This window comes from Paenibacillus sp. FSL P4-0127, assembly GCF_038007325.1.
In the GTDB taxonomy this organism is placed as follows: domain Bacteria; phylum Bacillota; class Bacilli; order Paenibacillales; family Paenibacillaceae; genus Fontibacillus; species Fontibacillus macerans.
On record NZ_JBBOWY010000001.1, the window covers coordinates 5,066,509 to 5,084,318 of the forward strand.

The 17,810-nt window shown below is 51.9% G+C and carries 14 protein-coding genes; 8 read left to right on the plus strand and 6 right to left on the minus strand.

The genetic code is table 11. The features are described from left to right. Window positions 1–115 precede the first annotated feature (115 nt). A complete protein-coding gene (locus NYE74_RS22795) occupies window positions 116–1,084 on the plus strand; it encodes a LacI family DNA-binding transcriptional regulator (protein WP_036623885.1) in 969 nt (322 codons plus the stop codon). 54 nt (window positions 1,085–1,138) lie between these two features. On the opposite strand, the gene NYE74_RS22800 is transcribed toward NYE74_RS22795, so the two are convergent. Further along, a complete protein-coding gene (locus NYE74_RS22800) occupies window positions 1,139–2,188 on the minus strand; it encodes a LacI family DNA-binding transcriptional regulator (protein ID WP_036623886.1) in 1,050 nt (349 codons plus the stop codon). 250 nt (window positions 2,189–2,438) lie between these two features. On the opposite strand from NYE74_RS22800, the gene NYE74_RS22805 reads away from it, so the two are divergent. The 6 genes from NYE74_RS22805 (at window position 2,439) to glpK (ending at window position 11,118) form a co-directional block, all read left to right on the plus strand. Beyond that, a complete protein-coding gene (locus NYE74_RS22805; protein ID WP_278739411.1) occupies window positions 2,439–3,713 on the plus strand; it encodes an apiosidase-like domain-containing protein in 1,275 nt (424 codons plus the stop codon). A gap of 77 nt (window positions 3,714–3,790) precedes the next feature. Then, window positions 3,791–5,662: a beta-glucoside-specific PTS transporter subunit IIABC gene (locus tag NYE74_RS22810; RefSeq protein WP_036623888.1), complete on the plus strand. Its 1,872-nt coding sequence runs from the start codon at window positions 3,791–3,793 to the stop codon at window positions 5,660–5,662. A gap of 645 nt (window positions 5,663–6,307) precedes the next feature. After that, window positions 6,308–7,771 (plus strand): L-fucose/L-arabinose isomerase family protein, encoded by a 1,464-nt coding sequence (locus NYE74_RS22815; RefSeq protein WP_036623889.1) that lies wholly within the window; start codon window positions 6,308–6,310, stop codon window positions 7,769–7,771. 53 nt (window positions 7,772–7,824) lie between these two features. Further along, window positions 7,825–8,673: a transketolase gene (locus tag NYE74_RS22820; RefSeq protein ID WP_036623890.1), complete on the plus strand. Its 849-nt coding sequence runs from the start codon at window positions 7,825–7,827 to the stop codon at window positions 8,671–8,673. Beyond that, the gene (locus NYE74_RS22825; protein WP_036628353.1) at window positions 8,673–9,611 is read left to right on the plus strand and encodes a transketolase family protein; all 939 of its coding nucleotides are present in this window, start codon (window positions 8,673–8,675) and stop codon (window positions 9,609–9,611) included. Before NYE74_RS22820 ends, NYE74_RS22825 begins: the two co-directional genes overlap by 1 nt. 10 nt (window positions 9,612–9,621) lie before the next feature. Continuing rightward, window positions 9,622–11,118, plus strand: a complete 1,497-nt coding sequence (gene glpK / locus NYE74_RS22830; RefSeq protein ID WP_036623891.1) for a glycerol kinase GlpK — start codon at window positions 9,622–9,624, stop codon at window positions 11,116–11,118. A gap of 136 nt (window positions 11,119–11,254) precedes the next feature. On the opposite strand, the gene NYE74_RS22835 is transcribed toward glpK, so the two are convergent. Further along, on the minus strand, window positions 11,255–11,353 hold the full coding sequence (locus NYE74_RS22835; RefSeq protein WP_304363942.1) for a DUF2262 domain-containing protein: 99 nt from the start codon (window positions 11,351–11,353) through the stop codon (window positions 11,255–11,257). Between the two features lie 301 nt (window positions 11,354–11,654). Here NYE74_RS22835 and NYE74_RS22840 point away from each other — a divergent pair, with 301 nt between their 5' ends. Next, a complete protein-coding gene (locus NYE74_RS22840; protein ID WP_115311341.1) occupies window positions 11,655–12,851 on the plus strand; it encodes an IS4 family transposase in 1,197 nt (398 codons plus the stop codon). A gap of 378 nt (window positions 12,852–13,229) precedes the next feature. Here the strand turns inward: NYE74_RS22840 and NYE74_RS22845 are convergent, their stop codons facing one another. From NYE74_RS22845 to NYE74_RS22860, 4 genes are all read right to left on the minus strand, one after another. Then, entirely contained in the window at window positions 13,230–14,282 is a 1,053-nt protein-coding gene (locus NYE74_RS22845) for an NADH:flavin oxidoreductase (protein WP_036623892.1), read from the minus strand. Window positions 14,283–14,611: 329 nt separating this feature from the next. After that, window positions 14,612–15,202: a TetR/AcrR family transcriptional regulator gene (locus NYE74_RS22850; protein ID WP_316560736.1), complete on the minus strand. Its 591-nt coding sequence runs from the start codon at window positions 15,200–15,202 to the stop codon at window positions 14,612–14,614. Window positions 15,203–15,319: 117 nt separating this feature from the next. Next, window positions 15,320–16,672 carry a glucoamylase family protein gene (locus NYE74_RS22855; RefSeq protein ID WP_316560737.1) on the minus strand — a complete coding sequence of 451 codons (1,353 nt, stop codon included), beginning with the start codon at window positions 16,670–16,672 and terminating at the stop codon, window positions 15,320–15,322. A gap of 168 nt (window positions 16,673–16,840) precedes the next feature. Further along, window positions 16,841–17,806 carry a LacI family DNA-binding transcriptional regulator gene (locus tag NYE74_RS22860; RefSeq protein WP_036623897.1) on the minus strand — a complete coding sequence of 322 codons (966 nt, stop codon included), beginning with the start codon at window positions 17,804–17,806 and terminating at the stop codon, window positions 16,841–16,843. Between the last annotated feature and the right edge of the window lie 4 nt (window positions 17,807–17,810).

Consider the following 17,810-nt stretch of genomic DNA (forward strand, 5'->3'; position numbering starts at 1 on the left):
CTCCAATCATTCCATAATTTTATGTTACACTTATTGCGAGACATCCTTTATTTTTAGCCTAAATGTTGGAACGGGTTACATGTCAACTTTAACTTTTTCGGAAAGGGATATTTGCATGTCAAAGTTTGAACAGATCATGAGACTATCCGGCTATTCCCGGGCAACGGTGTCACGGGTGATCAATAATTCGCCGAATGTGAACCCGGACACGCGGGAGAAAATATTGCAAATTATGAACCAGCTCGACTACGCCCCCAACCGCAACGCCGTGGCGCTGTCGAAAGGCCGGACCCAGCAAATCGGGATCGTCATCGAGCACCTGCACGAAACTACCATTTCCTTTTTGAACCATTTTATACAAGCTGCTGTGGGTTATGGATTCCAGACCATTATCTATACTTCTCAAGGGGATAAGGCGAAAGAGCTGCAGGCGTTTGAAGATTTGCGGAGCAAACGGGTGGACGGCCTGCTGATCATGACCTGCGTGAATGACCCGGGGAAACTGTCCGCCTACTGCCGTTATGGGCCGATCATTTCCTGGCAGCGGATGCGGGCAGGCCAGATCCCTTCCGTGGCGATGGATCAGGGCGAGGGTTACCGGCTGGGGCTGGAGCACTTGCTGGCTAAAGGCTTTACGCGCATCGCCAACGCTTTCGGAAGGCCAAACAGCTTGAATACCAAAAGCCGCAGGCTGGCGTTTGAAGCCGTCATGAAGCAACGCGGCCTGCCGGTAAGACGCGATTGGTACCGTTACGAGGTCTACGGCATGCTTGACGGCGAACAAGCCTGGCGCTCGCTCGCCGCCATGAAGGAAGCGCCCGAAGCCGTCCTCTGCGCCAATGATTACGCGGCCGCAGGCATATTAAACGAGGCCCGCCGCCAACATCTGGCGATCCCCGGGGAGCTGGCCATTATCGGCTTTGACGATACCGATTTGTCCGCCTCCCTGGGCATAACCACCATTCACAATCCGATCAAGGAGCAGGCACAAAATGCCTTTTATTGGATATGGAACATCATTGGCGACGAACCCTTGGAGCCGTTATCCTTAAGCTATCGGCTGGTTGAACGCCAAACGAGTTAAAGCGGGGTAATTTGCGGTTGAGTTGTACCGGGAGAGAGAGACTTGGCGGAAAACTTACCCGCGCTCTCCCCGCACCCCGTTTTGAGCCGTACAGGACCCCCGCTCAATCACTTCCGTGTTGACCAGAATTTGTACATTTTGATCTTTCCGGCCGCCTACCTTGCGCAATAACATGTCCATTGCCGTCTTCGCCATGATGTCTTTCTTGACATGGATCGTCGTTAACTCGGGACTGATCACCTTGGCCTCGCGGATATTGTCAAACCCCATGACCGCCACCTGCTCGGGCACCTTGATGTTCAGTTCCTGGAAAGTTTTAATCGCGCTGATGGCCATGTAATCATTTTCGCAAAATATAACCGAAGGCAAATGCTTCATGTTCTCCACCGCTGTTTTAAAAGAGTCCTGCGACAGCAGCGACATCGGGTTCATCGCAAAGGTCAGATTCTCAGCGATATCCATATTCCCCTCTTGCAACGCAGCCATAAATCCTTCCTTGCGTTTGATAAAATTGAAAATCCGCACTTCCGACTCGATGTAGCCAATGCTTCGGTACCCCAAAGCGATGAGATGTTTCCCCGCCTGATAACCTCCAAGGTAGTTGTTAATGGCAACAAAACTCGCGTCGATATGCTCGAAGCAAGTGTCCAGGATGACCAGATTCGGATGGATCGATAAAACGCTTTCGATCATCTGCGCCGGCAAATTCGTGCCGAGCAGCAAAATTCCCGCGGAGGGCTGTTCATTTTCGAGCTGCTGAATCTCTTCTTTCAAGCTTTGGATCGGGATGGAAGAAATAATCAGCGTGTGGCCCTGTTCTCCGGCATAGGACGTTAAATGATGAATGAGTTCGCTGAAAAACGGCTGGGATTCGTAATGCTCGGTGACGATATCCACATTTTTGCAGGCGATAAATCGCATCACGGAGCTGTTTTTGGCCGAGACTTTATGGGTTTTAAACGTCCGCGGGGTATACCCGTTGGCCCTGGAAATTTCAAGGATATGCTGGCGCGTCGCTTCGCTGACGCCGGCTTTGTTGTTGAGAGCCAGGGAAACGGCCGCTTTGGAAACCCCCGCGAGTCTGGCGATATCATCTATTTTCATCAATACCACTCCTAATTTAAAAGACTGTGTAAATTATAACACTATTATACACAAAAGTTTACGACATAAACTTAACTAAACTTAATTTTTGTTTATAAAAAAATTATTTGACTAAATCTCCTTCCGATGCTAATATTCAAGGTGAAAGCGGATTATTTTAGTTAATTTATCATTTTATCGTTTATAGTTTATATAAAATTAAATAAACTATTGTGTTTTTTCAGAGTCAAGAAAGGGCAGGTGATCTAAGGTGAACGTATCCATCGCTAAAAACCGGAGAACCTTTACGCTAAACGAAAAGCCTTTTTTCTATTTGGCGGACACGGTATGGAGCATCTTCACCAACGCCTCTTTGGAAGAGTGGGCAGAATATTTGGATTTTCGGAAAACGCAGGGCTTCAACGCACTTCAAATCAATGTTCTGCGTCAATGGGACGCCAGCGAGTCGGATATCCGGATCGATCCGTTTTTGTTGAACGAAGACGGTTCGTACGATTACCGCAGCTTAAACGAGGCGTATTTCGACCGGGCGGAACAAATGCTGGACATGGCCGTGCAGCGCGGTTTCATTCCGGCTTTGGTGCTCCTGTGGTGCAATTATGTGCCGGACACCTGGGCGGAGATGTTCCAGAAAGGCAATAAAATGCCGCTGGACTGCGTCGAGCCATACGTCAGATATGCCGTAGAGCGCTTCTCCAAATTCAACCCGATCTACTTGATCAGCGGGGATACCGACTTTCCGAGCGAGCGGGCCAACGCGTATTATCGGAAAGCGCTTGAAGTGGTCCAAGCCGTTAATCCGGATAGCTTAAAAACGTTCCATATTCAAGGCAGGTTGAGAGATCTCCCGGAGGAGTTCGAAAATCATGACGGGCTTGACTTTTATATGTATCAATCCGGGCATAACTCGCAATTTCAATATATGGGCCATGAAATCGCCGGGCATTTTTACACGCGTCCGCGTACGCGCCCTGTCATTAACGGCGAGCCCTGCTATGAACAAATCAGCTACAGCCGCAACGTGTACGGCAGGTACTCCACGTTCGACGCCAGAAAAGCCGCATGGCAAAGCTTGCTGGCTGGCGGAGGCGCAGGAATCACCTATGGCGCGCACGGAATCTGGAGCTGGCATAAAAAAGGCAAAAAGTTCGGCATCGTTGAAGGGGAAGGATTTGACGCTCCTTACGACTGGAGGGATGCGCTGCGGTTCGAAGGCGCCTGGGATTACGGCTTTATCAAATATCTGTTCGAAAGCTATAACCTGGCAGGTCTCCCGCCGGCCGACATCGTGCTGAACGAAACTCCGGAAATACGCGCCGCCGCGAATGATGAAACCATCGTTTTGTATATTCCGGTAAACACCAAGGTCCGCTTGAACGCCGACGTCAGCGGCTACTCTTTTACAACGATCGATCTGGAAAACAAAAGATTTGCCGTCACGGAGGTTGTAGTTAGCGGCGGGAAGTCCGTCATTCCGATGCACTGTTTTGAAAAAGACGTGGTTGTCATCGGCCAACGAAAATGAAATCGCTTGCCCTTTTTTGGCCTTAAGGAAAGCGCATACAGTTTGAGTAAGCATCATTACCTCAAGGAGTGAGTAAAGTGAATTACGAAAAAACAGCAAAAGAAGTCCTCAAATCGGTGGGCGGAGCGGAAAACGTAAGCAGCGTCATTCACTGCATGACCCGTTTGCGCTTCAAACTCAAGGACAGCTCCCTCCCGGACAAGGAACAGGTCAAACGGATCGACGGGGTCATCACCGCCCTTGAAAGCGGCGGACAATTCCAGGTCGTTATCGGCAACGATGTGCCGAAAGTCTACGCCGAGTTGACGAAATTGCCGGGGATATCGGCGGAAGCCGGCCCCGTCGAAGAAGAAAAGAAAGGAAATTTATTCAGCCGTTTTGTCGATATTATCTCGGGCGTGTTCATGCCGGTGGTCGGCGTGCTGGCGGCGGTTGGTATTCTTAAAGGTCTGCTCTCCTTGTTCGTGACCTTCCATTGGTTGACCGCGGACATGGGCACCTACAAAATTTTGTACGCGACAGCCGATGCTTTGTTTTATTTCTTCCCGATCTTTCTCGGCTTCTCCGCGGGCAAGAAATTCGGCGGAAATCCTTACTTGTCAGCGTTGATCGGGGGCGCTCTCGTATACCCGACCATGGTTGCGGCATTTAATGAAGGCACGGCATTAACCTTCTTGAATATCCCGGTGGTTCTGCTCAATTACACTTCATCGGTTATTCCGATTATTATCGGGGCTTATTTGGCGGCAGTTGTCGAAAAATTTATCAACAAGTATATGCCTTCATCGATGAAAATGTTTTTTGTACCGCTGTTGACTTTAATCATCGTCACGCCGGTTGTCTTCCTTGCCGTCGGACCCGTGTCCACGTTCGTCAGCGACCAATTGGCCGCCGGCAGCTTGTGGGTTTATGGTTTGAGCCCGCTTATCGCCGGCCTCCTGCTGGCCGGATTCTGGCAATCCATCATCATCTTCGGGCTGCACTGGGCGTTTATTCCGATTCTGATCAATAATATCATGAACAAAGGATTCGATCCGATCAACGGCATGCTGTTTTGCACCATCTTCGCCCAGACGGGGGCCACATTCGCTATTGCTTTGAAAACGAAAGACAAACGTCTGAAACCAATCGCCACCTCGGCCACGATTGCCGGGTTTATGGGGATTACGGAACCGGCCATTTACGGCGTTACCCTGCCGGCGAAAAAGCCTTTTATCCTGGCTTCCATCGCCGGGGGTCTCGGCGGCGCCGTCGCGGGCATGTTTGGAACTAACAACTACTACAGTATTGCGGGAGGCGGTGTCTTTGGCATCCCGATGTTTATCGGTCCGGAAGGCGTGGACAAAGGGTTCATCGGACTCCTGATTTCAGTGGTCGTGGCTTTTGTCGGCGGTTTTATCTTAACTTATCTGTTCGGATACAAAAACGCCGCTCCGGCTCAAGCCGATAGCGGGCACCGTGCGGCGGACGCCTCTGCCCAAAAGGAGCAAGGAACGAGTGAAATGACTGTTTTCAGCCCATTGGATGGCGAGTGGATTCCGTTAAGTGAAGTGCAGGATGAAGCTTTCTCCAGCGGAGCGATGGGTAAAGGCGCGGCGATCGTTCCTACGGCAGGCGCTGCTTATGCCCCTTTCTCCGGAACCGTGCACACGGTGTTCAAAACGAAACACGCCATCGGCATGATTTCGGAAGAAGGCGCTGAAATCCTGATTCACATCGGCATTAACACCGTCAAATTAAAAGGTGAGCACTTCACTGCTATCGTCAAAGAAGGAGATACCGTCAAAAAAGGCGACAAGCTGGTCGAGTTCGATCTCGAAGCAATCCAAAGCGCCGGATACGATATGACGACATCCGTTCTCGTCTCCAACACTGCCGATTATGCGGAAATCAGCGTCAAGGAATACGGGCATGTACGCCCGGGCGATCCGCTTATTTTCATTAAATAATCAAGCTTTGGGGAAGCAAGCCGCTTGCTTCCCTTTTTATTTATGCCCGCATTTGCGGAGCCGCGGGACACCTTCAATAGCGTAAATGAGCGCCGAAAAAAATCTAACGATTGTGAGCGGCGCTAATTGGATAAAAATGAGCAAATACAAAATGTAACGGTTGCCAGCGAGCTTATTTTCCGTTTTAGCGGCAGTAATGAGGCGGTTTCGCTTAAATAAGCGCGACTGCAACCGTTAAAAGAAGAAACCACTGCTTTTTCGCTGAATAAGCCCGATGGCATCCGTTAGAGCGAAAAAACGTTCCAGATAAGTTTGATCCTTTGAGATTAGCCCGTTAGTCAAGCACCGATTTTTTGGTAAAGCCAGTAAAGCCAACTACTTTCGCAATACGACCACATCCCCCGCACGATTGAGAACGCACAACCCAACCCAGCATAACCCAACCTAATCTAAACTAAACTTAACTTTATATAATAATTTAATTTATTTAAGCTAATTTCAACTAAAACATCCATTGACTCCGCTTTCTTTCGGTGTTAACATGACGATATAGAGATTAATCATCTCTAAATATCTAATATTAGTTTAGTTTATTTTAGTATCTTTATCCCCTAGTTTATTTCACGTCGAGAGGAGATGCAGATTATGAAAAAACTGAAATTGGGCTACGCCCCTACCCGGCGCTTCGTGTTCAGCGCCGAAGATGCCTTTAAGTATAAGGTGGAAATCCGCAAACAGATCGAAAGCTTCGGCATGGACATCGATATCGTCGATCTTGAGGGACTTAATGAGGAAGGGCTGCTCTATGACGACCATATCAACGCGGAACAGATCATCAAACGCTTCAAGGATGAAGAGGTGGACGCGGTCTTTTTCCCGCACTGCAACTTCGGCACCGAGGATACCGTCGCCCGCGTCGGCAAGGCCTTAGGCAAGCCGGTTCTGCTGTGGGGTCCGCGCGACGAAGCGCCGCTGGCCGACGGCATGCGCCTGCGCGACACGCAATGCGGGATTTTCGCCACAGGGAAAGTGCTTCGCCGCTTCAACGTCCCGTTTACGTATGTCACCAACAGTTGGGTGACGGACCCCGTGTTCGAACGCGGCTTCACCAACTTTATCGCCGCCGCCAATGTGGTGCGCCAGTTTAAAAGCCTGCGCATTTTGCAAATCGGTCCCCGCCCCTCTTCTTTCTGGACGATGATCTGCAACGAGGGAGAATTGCTGGAAAAATTCGGCATTGAAATCCATCCGATCACCCTGGTCGATATTCAGCTTCGCAGCAAAAAAATCGCCGCCGGAAACAGCGCGGAACTGCAGGAAACGATCGATTACATCAAAGAGAAGCTGGACTACAGCGAAGTGACCGAGGACGATATTCGCCGGATCGCCGCCCTTAAAGTCGCCATGAAATCGTTCGCCCGGGAAACCGGCAGCAGCGCGATCGCCATTCAATGCTGGTCTTCGCTGCAGGACGCGATGGGGATCATGCCCTGCCTGGCCAACGCCATCTTGACCGACGAACAGATCCCGGTGACCTGCGAAACGGATATTCACGGAGCGATCACTTCGGTCATGGTGCAGGCGGCGGCGATGAACACGGCCCCCACCTTCTTTGCCGACATTACGGTGCGCCATCCCGAGAACGAAAACGGCGAGCTGCTGTTCCACTGCGGCAACTTCCCGGTATCGCTGTCCGTGGAGGACAAACCGAAGCTGAGAAAGCACTTTTTGTTCGACGACCATTCGCCGGGAACGCACGAAGGCGAAATTCGCGGCGGCGGAATGACGATCGCGCGCTTCGACGGGGATCACGGCGAGTATTCCATTTTCCTCGGCAAAGCTCGCGGCATCTCCGGTCCTTACACCCGCGGCTCCTATGTATGGGTTGAAGTCAACGACTGGCCGCTGTGGGAAGAAAAGCTGGTCAAAGGACCGTATGTGCATCATTCCGTCGGCATCCATGCGAACGTCATCCCGGCCATTTATGAAGCATGCAATTACATTCCCGGTTTGACGGCCGATCCCGTAGACCCTACGGAACAAGAAATTCAGCGTTGGCTCCGCGGGTCCGACCTGGCGCAAAAGAAGTCTGCCGGCATTCCCAATTGAGATGATGTACGACAGCACCGGACAATCCATTTCAAGGAGGACATAAGGAAACCATGAACATTCAAGAACTGAAAATCAAAGCCGCGCAAATCCGGATGGACCTTCTGACCATTATTCACCGGGCCAAAACCGGCCACACCGGCGGGTCGCTCAGCAACACCGACATTTTGACGGCCCTTTATTATGAAATTATGAACATCGATCCAGCGAATCCGAAATGGGATGAACGCGACCGTTTTATCGCCAGCAAAGGCCATTCCGTCGAATCGCTCTGGTGCATTTTGGCCGATCTCGGCTTTTTCCCGAAAGAGGAGCTTCTAACTTACAGCCAATTCGGCACGCGCCTGATCGGCCATCCCAACAATAAGGTACCGGGCATCGAAATGAACACCGGCGCTTTGGGCCACGGCCTGCCGATTTCGGTCGGCATGGCGCTCGCCGCCAAACGGGACGGACGCTCCTATCGCGTCTTCTGTCTGATGGGCGACGGCGAACAGGCCGAAGGGTCGAACTGGGAAGCGGCCATGGCCGGGGCCCATTACAAGCTGGATAACCTGGTCGGAATCATCGACCGCAACCGGCTGCAGATCAGCGGTCCCACCGAGGACGTCATGGGGCTTGAGCCTTTGGAAGAAAAATGGGCCGCCTTTGGCTGGCACGTCGTTTCCATCGACGGCAACGATATGGACGAACTCGTTCGCACGCTGCGTTCCATTCCCGAAGCCACGGGCAAGCCAACCCTCGTCATGGCCAATACGGTTAAGGGCAAAGGCGTTTCCTTTGCGGAAAATGTGCCGGCATGGCACCACCATGTGCCCAACGACGAACAGCTTCGCTTGGCTCACGCCGAACTGCAGGCCTACATCGAAGAATTAACGCAGAAAGGAACGGTGCATGAATGATGAACACAATTCCGAATCGTCAAGTAATTTGCGAGACGCTGCTGGAACTGGCCAAGGAAGACCGCGATATTATGGTACTGGCGAGCGATTCCCGCGGCTCGGCGGCGATGGCCCCTTTTGCCGGCACCTACCCCGAGCAGTTCGTCGAGGTCGGCATCGCCGAGCAAAATATCGTCGGCATGGCGGCCGGCCTGGCCCACAGCGGCAAAAAGCCGTTCGTCACTTCGCCGGCCTGCTTCCTCAGCATGAGAAGCATTGAACAAATCAAGGTCGACGTCGCCTACTCCCGCACCAACGTCAAGCTGATCGGAATCAGCGGCGGCATAAGCTACGGCGCGCTGGGCATGTCCCACCACTCCGTACAGGACATCGCCGTCGCCCGGGCCATTCCGGGCCTGGCCATCGTGCTTCCCGCCGACCGCCACGAAACGAAAAAACTGACCGAAGCGTTGGTGAAATACGATGGCGGCGTGTACGTCCGCATCGGCCGCAACCCGGTCGAGGATGTATATGAGTCCGGCGACTATCCGTTTGAAATCGGTAAGGCCGTAACGATGAAAGACGGCAAGGACGTCACGATCATCGCCGCCGGCGAAACGGTGCGCGTCGCCTTGGACGCCGCCGCAGCGCTGGCTGCGGAAGGTGTCTCCTGCCGGGTGCTCAATATGCACACCATTAAACCGTTGGATGAAGCAGCGATTATCGCGGCGGCAAAAGAAACGGGAGCCATCATCACGGTGGAAGAGCACAGCATTTACGGCGGACTTGGCGCGGCCGTCGCGGAAGTTGTCGTTCAGAACCATCCCGTTCCGATGAAGGTGCTCGGCATCCCGGACGAACCGGCCATTGCCGGCAAGACGGCCGAAGTGTTCCGGCATTACGGCATCACCGGGGACAACATTAAGCAGGTTGCGCTTGATTTGATTAGCAAAAGATAAGGTGAGGCCGATGGAAGCAAAGCAAAAATATATTTTGGCGGTGGACCAAAGCACCTCGGGCACCAAAGCTTTGTTGGTCGACCGTCAGGGGAAAGTGACCGCCCGCTCCTCTTTGGAGCACAAACAAATCTATCCCCGCCCCGGGTGGGTGGAACATGATCCGCTCGAAATCTACGACAACGTAAAAAGCTGTATTCGCGAGGTTCTGCGGCAGGCCGATGTCTCCGCCGCGGAACTCGCGGCTTTAACCGTTACGAATCAGCGCGAAACCGCCGTGATGTGGGATAAGGCCACTGGGCGTCCGGTATACAACGCCATCGTCTGGCAGTGCCAAAGAACGGCCGAAACTTGCGAGCGGCTGAAGGACGAAGGCCATGAAGAGCGGGTCCGCTCCAAAACCGGACTCCTGCTGGATCCTTATTTCTCCGCGGCCAAATTTAAATGGATGCTCGACCATGCGGAGGAAGCCCCCCGCTTATTGCAGGAAGGCAGGCTGCTTGCGGGCACTATGGACAGCTGGCTGGTATGGAAGCTGACCGGCGGCAAGGTGCACGCTACTGATTACACCAACGCCAGCCGCACCTCCCTGTTTAATATTCACACTCTGCAATGGGATGAGGAAATGGCCGATCTGTTCGGAGTCCCCATCTCCCTGCTTCCCGAGGTGAAAGCCTCGGATGATATCGTCGGTTACACCGGCGATGACAGCCTCTTATCCTCCCCCGTTCCCATCGCCGGCATCATCGGCGACTCCCAAGGCGCGTTGTTCGGCCATTTGTGCTTCGCACCGGGAACGGCAAAAGCGACGTACGGCACGGGAACCTCGGTCCTGATGAACGTGGGGAATGAACCTGTTGACGGCGGCGCGGGGCTCGTAACCGCCATAGCCTGGGGCGCTGGCGGAAAGGTTACGTATGCTCTGGAAGCGGTTATTCGTTCGTCCGGAGACAGTATAAAATGGACTCGGGACAATCTGGGTTTGTTTTCGACCTTTGAGGAATTGCAACAATCGATTGACGGGCTTTCCTCCAATGAAGGCGTTTACTTGATCCCGGCTTTCGTCGGGATGGGCGTCCCCTACTGGGACCCTAACGCACGGGCGGCCATTGTCGGCATGAACCGGGGAACGGGCAAAGCCCATATCCTGCGCGCTGCGCTGGAAAGCATCGCATACCAGGTGCGCGACGCCGTGGAATTTATGGAACAGCGATCCGCGATGCCGCTGCGCGGGCTGCGCACGGACGGCGGCGCATCGTCCAACCCTTGGCTGATGCAATTTCAAGCCGACATTCTCGGGCAGGCAGTGACGCGTTCCACTTGTCCCGAACTTTCGGCCATGGGCTCCGTTTATCTCGGCGGCATGGCGACCGGTTTTTGGAGCGGTTTGGACCAAATAAGCGCCGACGCGGATCTTTACGAGACATTTCAGCCCGTCATGAGCGAGCAACTTCGGGAAAGCAATTATTCCGGCTGGAAAAATGCCGTTCGCTCCGTTATAAGACAGTAACGCCCCAGTCCATCCGCTTTCTTATTACGCAAACAAGACCGTTGACATGGCCCCCCGGATCATTGTCAGCGGTCTTTAGATTTATTAAAGCTGGCCGGGCTGTATTTTCACGGCGATGACCGGTTGGGATGCGGAATTACCCGGCTATTTCAGCCGGCTCGAACGTGCCGTCGCAATGACCCCGCACTATGATCGAATGTCCCCAAAACATATCGCCGTCATTAAAGTAGAGCAACTCCAGCGACTAAATAAGGGCATAAAGTGTCTTTATTTCGGCGATCCCCGGCCATTTGAGAGAAATAGCGGCGATTTATGGCGCTATTTTCTTAGGATCGTCAGGAAATGCCCGCTTTCTGATCGCTCACCCGGAATAGGTACATAAAATGCACTAGCGTTGCATAAAACCTAACGCGAATAATCAAATATTAGTTAAATATGGGTAATTATGATCATTTTTCATGGAAAAAGCATAAAAAATCTCCTATTGTAAAGAGGTAGGTACGTTGTCCATAACTCTCTACAAAAGGAGACCATCCATGGATAACGTTAAAGCTAAAACGGTCATTCGTCAACTGATTTCCTTACTGCCCATCGATGTGCATCAACGTTTACTCTTCGACCATTACACCAAGAAACTTACCACGATGAAAGCGATCATGCTCTTCATCAATGCTCAGTTGAAACAATGGTCATCTTACGGTGAAATGGAAATTGCACTTCGTGCTGAGCCGAAACTTCAGCAGCTTCTACAGTTGGAGAGTATCAGCGGCTCGCAATTATCCCGAAAACTCGATCAGATCCCAACGGAGCTGTTGGAGTGGATGTTTCAGCATCTGGCATCACAAACACAGCAACGTGCTTGCCACCAGGGCCAGAGCGGGAAATTGCACATCATTGATTCTTCCAGCATTCGACTGCCGCTTCAACTTGGAAGTTGGGCCAAGATGTCAAATAAGAGTAGCGGCGTCAAGATGCATCTGCGCCTCGTTGTTACAGCTCCCGACAAGCTATTTCCTGATGCCATGATCCCCAGTTCGCTCAATGTAGGGGATCGTGCGGGGGCCGTTGAACTGGTCGTCCCCTCGGATGCGATTTATGTGATGGATCGCGGTTATGATGATTATGCCCGGATGGATCAATGGGTCCAGGACAACATCCAGTTTGTGATCCGTATGCGAGATCGCGCGCTTGCCACCGTCATTGAGGAGTATCCTGTTCCGGAAGGCTCGAACATCACGCGGGACGCCAAGGTTTGCGTGGGCAGTTCCTTCCGATCCATGGAACATTCCGTTCGTTTGGTGGAGTTTTATGACGAGCAGGAACGGACTTATCGTATTTTTACATCGGTATGGGATAAGACCGCTGAAGAAATCGCGCAGATCTACAAAAATCGCTGGCTCATCGAGTTGTATTTTAAATGGCTGAAGCAACATTTGCGATTGAAGAAGCTGCACAGTCATAAACCACAGGCTATTTGGAACCAATTATTCTTGGCTTTAATTACTGCCTTGCTCGTGGAGCACATCCGGCACAGCACCCAAACGGCAAAAACAAACTGGCAAGTGCTCCGGATTCTCCGCGAGTATTTGTACCGTTCATGGCGATCCTTTCGAACCGAACTGGATCGGAAACCCAGTCGAAGTAGTCCGGGGAGACGTCCGGGGTCAGGTCCCAAAGCGTTATCGGTGCGCACAATGGTTGGGATAATTAAGCCAAGCAAGTTCAAGGAATAATATCCATTATATACATTTAATGGGACATCGCGACCTACGCATTAGGTAACCTTGGCTTTTTGGTCTTAAGCTTAAAAAATGACTGTAAAAAAATCCATTTATAGTTTCAATAATCCAAATGTGGGTTTTGCTGAAAATTGATGTTAGTGTTCTTGCAACGCTAGTGCATAAAATGCCGTTAATGGGAATGAACCAGCCAGGCCAACGGATAATAAGTACAAAAAGTGCCGCTATTCAAAAGTCCGGGGGAGCGGTTGACCCAGCAGCCGACTGTTAAGCGCCGATTTGTAGATTGAGCCATGTTTCAGATGTAACAAGAAACCCTAACGCACTCGTTAGGGTCAACTTTTGATATGGAGATGAAATATTCGCTGGAGCTTAATACAGTGTTTGCTCGGCCTCGGGGGTAAAGAGGATCAATTCGTCGAACCGGCCGTCGCGAATCTTGCTTGCCCAAGCGGGATCGGCCAACAAAGCCCGGCCTACGGCCACCAGATCGAATTCTCCACGTTCCAGCCTTGCGATCAACGCGCCGATGGCTTCAGCTCCCGCATCCTTTCCGTCCGGCTTTGCAAAGCCGCCGTCCAGGCCAACCGATCCGACCGTAATCGTCGGCTTCCCCGTCAGCTTTTTGACCCATCCGGCCAAATTCAGCTCGGAGCCCGCAAACTCGGGTTCCCAGAAACGGCGTGTAGATAGATGAAACATATCAACCCCGGCCTCGGCCAAGGGCGCCAATATTTGTTCCAGCATTTCCGGCGTTTCAGCCAGTCTCGCCGTGTAGTCGCTCATCTTCCATTGCGAGAAGCGCAGCCCGATCGGAAAATCCGGGCCGACAGCGCGGCGGCTGGCTTCGATGACTTCCACCGCAAACCGGGTGCGCCCGGCGATGTCGCCGCCGTAACGGTCGTTGCGCGGGTTGGTCTTTTCCCAGAAAAATTGATCGATCAAAAATCCGTGCGCGCCGTGGAGCTCGATGCCGTCGAAGCCGATCCGCTTGGCTGCGGAGGCCGCCCGTGCGAATGCCTGAACGATATCGGCGAGCTCCGCTTCCGAATAATCCCCGACATGGCCCCGCTCTCCTATATGGGCAAGCTGCGGGATGATCCGTCCGCCCGCCTCATGCACCGCGGCCGCTGCGTTAGCCCAGCCGGCTAATGCGGCTTCGCCGAAAAACCGCGGTATGTTCTCCATATGGGACGTATCCGGATGATCGATCAGCGTACCTCCGGTTACGATCAGTCCGACGCCGTTTTCCGCCCGGCGGCGGTAGTAAGCGGCCATATCCGGACCGGGCACGCCGCCCGGTGCAAATTGCCGGGTCATCGGCGCCATTACAATACGGTTAGGCAGCGTCATATTCCCGATGGTGAACGGTTGAAACAAAGCTTGGGTGGATTGGGTGGATTGGGTGGATTGAGAATAAGTCATAAAAAACCTCCAAATCAATTTTTATGGTTGTTTCTTCTTGGCCCGATTTTCTTGACTCCCCGGTCAAGAAAATCACAAAAAAATATGCTTTTCCGCACCAGCGCTAAGCATCACCACCTTTACCTTGCTTTTAGACCGCCACATACTTGACCGCGCAGTCAATAAAAACACAAAAAAATTAGACACCCCGATCTTGCAGTTCCGACGAAGAGCTTAAGCGGATTTGGCACGCTAACTACCTATGTCGCAGAGTGAAGGTCCGGCAACTTCAACCATTCACTCCACAAATCAGCATTCTGGGGCATTCTTGGCCTGACCCCTCCAGTCCATCAAGCATTTTCCGATGCCAGCAGGGCAATAGTCGAACGCAGCACCGCATCGATCCGCTCCCGGGAAGCGCCCGACTTCTCCATGACCTTCGCGCCGTTAAGCATGTTATTCAATAAAGCGGCAAGTTCCTTGCTGGTCTGGCGCGTCGTAATCATCTGCCGCTCCTGGCCGCTGCGGATGACCCTCTCAAAGATGCGTTCGACTTGTTCGGACATCAACTCAGCCTCGCGGTTGACCTCCTGATCGTCGGCTCCAAATTCCAGCACGGTATTGACCATAAAACATCCCCGGCGCATGGCCTCTTCATGCGGATAAAGCGCAGCTTCGCAGATGGACTCCAGTTTTCGCAATGGAGGCAGCTCCTCGGAGGCCAACTCTTCCAGGATGGCTACGCTCCGTTCGCGATACAGCGCCAGCGCTTTTAAAAACAAGTCGCGTTTGTCCTTGAATACGCAATATAAACTTTGCTTCTTCACTTGCGTCGTACGCGTCAAATCTTCATAGGAAGTCGACTTGAAGCCTTTCACCCAGAAAACTTCCATAGACTGGCACAGCGCACGATCGACATCAAATTCCCTTGGTCTGCTCATGGATGCATCATATCAATTCTTGAACGCTAAGTCAACAACTATTGACGGGGACCAATCGCGTATCATTTAGAGTCCTTATAGAATGGCACCGAATCGTAATGATTCGGTGCCATTTTTTTATTGAATGTAGAATACTTCTCTTTCCAACAATACCTCAGGTTTTTGGCCGATCGGATCACTGTGGAAATAATTGCGAATGACGCCATCTTTGACATAGTTGGCAATGGACACCATAATCATCCCTTGATCAAGTGCCAGATAGGCTTTAGCAAGTTCTCCTGTTTCTACATTCACAGAATCATAGAACCCGTATTTGCCGTACATATTCAACTTTTTGAAAGTTTTGATGTTTTCCCGCACAGCATCGGGCGCATACTCCAGAGCAAGAAATGCAGCATGCGCAGTTACGGTCGCTCCGTCTTTATAGCCTGATGTACCCAGCGGTGTTGCCGCAAACTCACTGTATCCGGTCGGCGTTGCAGAGGGAGAGAACCCCCACGCAGGATAGCCTTTTTCCTTGGCATAGGCGATTTGCAGCTCTACATGACGTTTATTGTTTAATCCCAATGCTTTTGTGCCAAACTCTTTTTCTTTCAATACGATTCCGGGCATAAGTCCTTCAAACATGCTTCCTCCCCAACTTGGCACAAACTTTACGCCATTGTATTCATAGTGCCCCTCGAAAACGGTCACTCCATCATACTGCGCGTTTTGTCCTTGCGGAATCTGAGCTTGCCAATCCCATTCTTTCGGCAATGTACGATACATTTTCCACCAATGATCCTTAGGTACGTCGCCTTTTCCGATGGCAATATAGCTGGCCACGCGCGGTTCCGTGTAAAACATTCCGTAATGATGATCGGTCAGTTTGCCTTGAGCGACATCATAGCCGCCGCGGAATTGGCCGACTTCCGGATCATATAACGGTGCATAATTCATGTTCTCAACCAGCTTGCTTGTTTGCCCGCGCAGTTCTTCATACGCTTGCCCGACGACAATTAAACCTGCGGAAAGCCAGCCGTTATCCACCTGAGAGATAAATTGCCCCCAATCTTTCTTAATGGAACCGTCATCCGTGTTATACCAGTTGTAGAACAAGCCGTTCCATTTTTCCAGCTTTTCGAGCGTATTTAAAGTGGTTTGAATGCGCTTAACTGCTTCTTTTTTTGAAATAATGCCCAATTCATGCGCTGAAACCGTACTCATCATATACATGCCGATATTTGTCGGCGAGGTATGCTTTACTTCTTTGATTCCGTCTTCCGTAACGCGCACCTCATCATAAGTCATTCCCGTTTTCGGATCCGTATGGTCCTGAAAATACTTATAAGTCTTGATTGCAATCGCTTTCAGTTCTGCGCGAAAAGCAGTTTGATTTCCGCCAATACTGGCTGAGGCCAGCGGAGTTACCATCAGATTTGCTAAAAGGCCAACGATCAACATGAAACTAATGAGTCTTCCTTTTTTCATTCATGTGCTCCTCTCGAATTTTATTTTATCGAAACGTTTCACCAATATATTATCATAAAGATCTACACGGACAAATCTTCAATTTCCACATAAAAAAACGCCAAGCGGTCATACGAGAACAGGACTCTTTGGAAACCGCTTGGCGTATATAGGCGTTGACGCGCCGGCTTATGCTTTTCCCACCGAATCGCCGTTGACCAGCGTCACGTATATTCGTTCGTGCTCGACCGGTTCGCCGGCCAGCACCTTCAGCAACTGCTCGGAGGCCAGCGCCCCCCACTTGCGTTTGGAGTAATCGATCGTCGCCAGCCGCGGCACCGTGTATTCGGACAATTCGATGTTATCGAAGCCGATCACGTGAATATCCCTGCCGATCACATAGTCGGTATGCTTCACCGCATCGTAGAGCCCGATCGCCATCTCATCGTTCAAGCAAAAGACGGCCACGGGAGAAGTGTATTCCCGAAGGATCCGCTTGGCCGCCCGTTCCCCGTCGGCTTTGTTGAAATTCCCTTCGATTTCAACCAGCTCCACTCCGTCGAAACGGTCCGCCGTCTGCTTCACCGCCTTCAGCCGCTGCTTCGAATCGTACGAACCCTTCGGGCCCGTCACGACGTAGAGCTTGCGGTGACCCTGCTCGATCAGGTGCTCGACGGCCAAAGCGGCGCCCGCCTTGTTGTCCAGCAGCACTTGATTGATGTTGGGGTGGTCCAGCTCGCGGTCGAGCACCACGATTTTATGCCCGAGATCGGCGTATTTAAGCAGCTCCTCGCTGGAAAACGTCTCATCCAAAATGATCGCCCCGTCGACCATGCGCTCCGGAAGCAGACGATGGGACTGCTTGCCGCTGCACACGACCATGTCGTATTCCTTCCGGCTCAGCACCTCTTTGACGCCGTGCAGCAGGTCGCCATAAAACGCGCCGCTGAAGTCGGTTAAATATACGCCGATAATTTTGGACTCCCGGGTTTTTAAGGATCGCGCGGCAGCATTGGGCACATAATTCAATTGTTCGGCGACGGCGAGGATTTTCGCGCTCGTCTCGTTCGTGACTTTCGGGCTGCCGTTTAAGGCGAGGGATACCGTGGAGATGGAAAATCCGGCCTGTTTGGCAATGTCCTTAATGCTAACCACAAAA

Bases quoted from the DNA above. Each gene is read 5' to 3' on its own strand.
- NYE74_RS22855 (WP_316560737.1), bottom strand. From the start codon at position 16,672: ATGAAAAAAGGAAGACTCATTAGTTTCATGTTGATCGTTGGCCTTTTA.
- NYE74_RS22800 (WP_036623886.1), bottom strand. From the start codon at position 2,188: ATGAAAATAGATGATATCGCCAGACTCGCGGGGGTTTCCAAAGCGGCC.
- NYE74_RS22825 (WP_036628353.1), top strand. From the start codon at position 8,673: ATGAACACAATTCCGAATCGTCAAGTAATTTGCGAGACGCTGCTGGAA.
- NYE74_RS22815 (WP_036623889.1), top strand. From the start codon at position 6,308: ATGAAAAAACTGAAATTGGGCTACGCCCCTACCCGGCGCTTCGTGTTC.
- NYE74_RS22820 (WP_036623890.1), top strand. From the start codon at position 7,825: ATGAACATTCAAGAACTGAAAATCAAAGCCGCGCAAATCCGGATGGAC.
- glpK (WP_036623891.1), top strand. From the start codon at position 9,622: ATGGAAGCAAAGCAAAAATATATTTTGGCGGTGGACCAAAGCACCTCG.
- NYE74_RS22850 (WP_316560736.1), bottom strand. From the start codon at position 15,202: ATGAGCAGACCAAGGGAATTTGATGTCGATCGTGCGCTGTGCCAGTCT.
- NYE74_RS22795 (WP_036623885.1), top strand. From the start codon at position 116: ATGTCAAAGTTTGAACAGATCATGAGACTATCCGGCTATTCCCGGGCA.
- NYE74_RS22845 (WP_036623892.1), bottom strand. From the start codon at position 14,282: ATGACTTATTCTCAATCCACCCAATCCACCCAATCCACCCAAGCTTTG.
- NYE74_RS22840 (WP_115311341.1), top strand. From the start codon at position 11,655: ATGGATAACGTTAAAGCTAAAACGGTCATTCGTCAACTGATTTCCTTA.